Genomic DNA, 4,101 nt, shown 5'->3' with positions numbered 1-4,101 from the left:
GGGCTTCGGCTCAGGAACTGTCGGGTCCACGGGGTCGACCGGATCCACGGGGTCGACGGGATCCACCGGATCGACCGGATCCACGGGGTCCACGGGGTCGACCGGATCGACCGGATCCACGGGGTCCACGGGGTCCACGGGGTCGACCGGATCGACCGGATCGACCGGATCGACCGGATCCACGGGGTCCACGGGATCCACCGGGTCCACCGGGTCCACCGGGTCCACCGGGTCCACGGGATCCACGGGATCCACCGGCACCGACGGCTCCGTCCCGTACAGCATTTCGCGGAACACCCGTGACGACTGCGGATTGTCGTCGCACTGCCAGACGCCGTGCGGGCAGTAGTCCGTGATCGTGTGGTACAGCGGCTTGTGCTGCCGGATCCATTCCAGCATGCGCCGCATGTACGTCGGGTTGTCGCCGTTCCGGAAGAGCCCCCATTCGGGATAGGAGATCTGCTTTCCGTGTTCGGCCGCGAAATCGACCTGCTTGCGGAGTCCGTACGGCTCGTTCACGTGCCGGTCGAAATCCGCGCCGGGCGGCTGGTCGTACGAGTCCATGCCGATGATGTCGACGACGTCGTCGCCGGGGTAGCACTCGGTCCACGGCACCGCGTCCCGGCCGCGGCTGGGGTTGAAGTCGAAGCGGAACCTCTGGCCGGGCACGGACCGCATGGTCGTGACGATCCGGTTCCAGTACTTCTTCCAGGCGGTCGGATCGGGTCCGCACCGGTGGGTGTACGTGGTGCCGTTCATCTCCCAGCCGAGCACGAGGACCGGGTCCAGGGCCCCGGCCTCGACGAGGCGCTGGGCGAGGGTGCGGAAGTGGTGGTCGTAGTAGCCCGCGGCGCCGAGCTGGAGCTGGCGGCGTACCTCCTGGTCGGAGACGCCCGCCTCGTTCCGCTCCAGCATGGGGACGTTGAGGACGAAGAGGCGGTCCCGTTTGGCGTTGCGCCAGTCGGCCCAGGCGTCGAGGAAGCCGGGCGGGCCCTCGATGTTGGACCAGAGGTCGCCGGGCAGGTACGTGTGGCCGACCCGGAGCTCACGGCCGCCGAGCCAGCGCTCCAGCTGGCCGATCCGGGCGACCCCGAGCGAACCGGAATCGAGGAAGGCCCCCATGGCCGTGGTGGCGGGGAGAGTCGGACCGGGGTCCTCCGTCGTTAGGGATGCGGCGGCGTGGGCGGGTGCCGACAGCACGACCGAACCCGAGACGAGGAGACCGGCGGTGATCACCCCCAGCCATGTCCGTCTTCTTCTCGGTGTTCCTCCGACAGGTTCCACGGCCACTCCTTCACGCCCACGCTATTTGATGCTCAGTCAATCCGATGTTCCGAAAGTATTCCTAATGAGCCGATCGTGAACTCGACTTCCCTCCGCTCGTAGTCCATTAGAGGATTTCATCGCCCAGTTGGGGCACCCGAGATGAAGGTGCAATGCCCGTGCCGTCTTTCGACACCCGCGTACCCGCAGTCCTCGTGCGGCTGGACCGGAACCCCTTCCACCACGGAACCCTCGGGGCCGCCCGCTCCCTGGGCCGGGCCGGGATCCCCGTCCACGCGGTCGTCGAAGCCGGCGACAGCCCCGTCGCCCGCTCGCGGTACGTCCGCTCGGTCCGCGCCCGGCCCGCCTCGGCGGCCTCCACCGAACTGGCCGCGCTGCTGCTCCGGATCGCCGCCGAGATCACCGACGCGCCGTCAGCTCCCGTGCTCGCCGTGCCGCTGGACGACATCAGCGCCCTCGCGCTGGCCCGCCGCCGCCCCGAGCTCGCGGGCAGGATCCTGCTGCCCGAGCGGACCGAGGAGCAGCTGCTGCGGGTCGCGGACAAGGCCGCGCTCGCCGTGACCTGCGCCGAGCTGGGCCTCCCCCACCCCCGTACCGAACTCCCCTCCGACGCCGACGAGGCCGCCGCCATGGCGTGGTCGCTCGGGCTCCCGGTGGTCGCCAAGTGGAGCCGCCCCTGGCTGCTGCCGACCGGATCCGGGCTGCGCAGTACGACGATCCTCCGCTCGCTCGCCGAGGTCCGGGAGTTGTACGGGCGCACTCCGCAGGCCGGCAGCCGGCTGCTGCTCCAGGAGCTGCTGCCGCCGGGCCGGGACCTCGACTGGTTCTTCCACGGGTACGCGGACTCCGCCGGCCGCTGCGCCGCCGGGGCCACCGGCCGCAAGGAGCGCTCCTGGCCGGACGGGGCCGGGCTCACCGCCGTCGGCCGGTGGACGCCCAACCCGGAGGTGGACCGGCTCGCCCGCGGGGTGCTCGAAGCCCTCGGCCACCGGGGCGTGTGCGACCTCGACTTCCGGCTCGACCGGGCCACCGGGGCGTACCACCTGCTCGACTTCAACCCCCGCCCGGGCGCCCAGTTCCGGCTCTTCGCCGACCGCCACGGGCTCGACGTGGTGCGCGCCCTCCACCTGGACCTCACCGGCCGGCCGGTGCCGCCGCACTCCCCCGCGTACGGCCGTCGGTTCGTCGTCGAGAACTACGCGGCGCTCTCGCTGCTCGCCTCCCCGCGCCGCCGGTACGCCCCCGAGCCCGACGTCGCCCGGCAGCCGGCCGAGCGCGCCTGGTTCGCCGCCGACGACCCGGCGCCCGCGCTCGCCATGGCCCGCGCCTGGCTCGGCCACCTGCTGCGCCGGGCCCTGACGGTGGCCCATCGGCGGCTCGCGACCCGCCGGCCCCGGCACCCGGCCACCCTGCCGGGTCCCTCGGGCCGCGCCTCCTCCACCCAGCTCACCCAGCGATGAAGACGGAAGACACGATGGCGAACGCGATGGCGAAGGCGAGTCCGGTGCACGACCTGGTGGTCGTCGGGGCCGGTCCCTACGGGCTCTCGGTGGCCGCCCACGCGGCGGCCCGCGGACTCGACCCGGTCACCTTCGGCCGGCCCATGGAGTCCTGGCACGCCATGCCCTCCGGCATGTTCCTGAAGTCCGAGCCGTGGGCCTCGCACCTCTCCGACCCGGCCGGCGCGTACGGGCTCGACGCCTACGCGGCCGGCCAGGGCGTCCGCGCCGAGCACGGCGTCCCGCTCCCGGTCTCCTTCTTCGCCGCCTACGGCGACTGGTTCGCCCGGCAGGCCGTCCCCGCCGTCGACGAACGGCTGATCACCTCGGTGGCCCCGGCCCCCGAGGGCTTCACCGTGACCGCCGAGGACGGCGAGACGCTGCGCGCCCGCACGGTCGCCCTCGCCGTCGGCGTCCTCCCCTTCATGGAGGTCCCCGGCCCGCTCCGGGACCTCCCCCGCCGGTACGTCACCCACTCCAGCCACCACGGCGAACTCGGCGCGCTCGCCGGGCGGGACGTCACCGTCGTCGGCGCCGGGCAGGCCGCCCTGGAGACCGCCGCGCTGCTCGCGGAGGCCGGCGCCGCCGCCGTGCGGATCGTCGCCCGGGCGGACCGGCTGCGCTGGAACACCCTGCCGCCCGCCCTCCACCGGGGACCGTGGGCCACCCTGCGCGCCCCGCACACCGGACTCGGCTGCGGCTGGACGAACAGGCTGTACGCCGACACCCCGGGCGTCTTCCGGCGGCTGCCCGCCCCCACCCGGGCGCGGCTCTTCGACTCGGCGCTCGGCCCGGCCGGCGCCTGGTGGCTGCGCGAGCGGTTCGCCGCCGTCACCGACGTCCGCCTCGGGCACCGGATCGCCTCGGCGGCCGTCACCGACGACGGGCGCCTGCGGCTCGACGTCGAGGGCCCGGACGGGTCCGCGGTCCTGGAGACCGACCACGTCGTGGCCGCCACCGGCTTCGTCCCCTCCGTCGACCGGGCCGGGGTCCTGGACCCGGTGCTGCGGTCCGCGCTGCGCACGGTCGGGCCGGTCCGCGCCCCCGAGACGGGCGCCCTCTTCGAGTCGTCCTGGCCGGGGCTCTTCCTCGCCGGGCTGGTCACCGCCCCTTCGTACGGTCCGGCCATGCGGTTCGTCTTCGGCGCCGGCTACACGGCGGGCCGGCTGGTGAAGGGGGTGCGGCGGCGGTTGCGCGCGGGGACCGGGGGCGGCGCCGTCGGCCGGCCGCGCAGCGGCGAACGGGCGGCGGCCGTGCGGGCGTAGGAGCGGGCCCGGCCCCCCCCGACGAAGGGCGTGACCCCGGCGCCCCCGGGCCC

The 4,101-nt window shown here is 74.3% G+C and carries 3 protein-coding genes; 2 read left to right on the top strand and 1 reads right to left on the bottom strand.

What is annotated here, in order from left to right; genetic code table 11:
- Positions 1-1,236: glycoside hydrolase family 26 protein (locus ACFQ8C_RS09705; protein WP_383454104.1), on the bottom strand; the 1,236-nt coding region annotated here is incomplete at its 3' end.
- Positions 1,237-1,436: 200 nt separating this feature from the next.
- On the opposite strand from ACFQ8C_RS09705, the gene ACFQ8C_RS09700 reads away from it, so the two are divergent.
- Positions 1,437-2,744: an ATP-grasp domain-containing protein gene (locus ACFQ8C_RS09700; protein ID WP_383454101.1), complete on the top strand. Its 1,308-nt coding sequence runs from the start codon at positions 1,437-1,439 to the stop codon at positions 2,742-2,744.
- 44 nt (positions 2,745-2,788) lie between these two features.
- Positions 2,789-4,048, top strand: a complete 1,260-nt coding sequence (locus ACFQ8C_RS09695; protein ID WP_383454275.1) for an FAD-dependent oxidoreductase — start codon at positions 2,789-2,791, stop codon at positions 4,046-4,048.
- The last annotated feature ends 53 nt before the right edge of the window (positions 4,049-4,101 follow it).

This window comes from Streptomyces sp. NPDC056503 (assembly GCF_042794995.1).
GTDB lineage: Bacteria > Actinomycetota > Actinomycetes > Streptomycetales > Streptomycetaceae > Streptomyces.
Note: the sequence above shows the minus strand (reverse complement) of the source record. Positions and strands in the feature narration are given on the sequence as shown.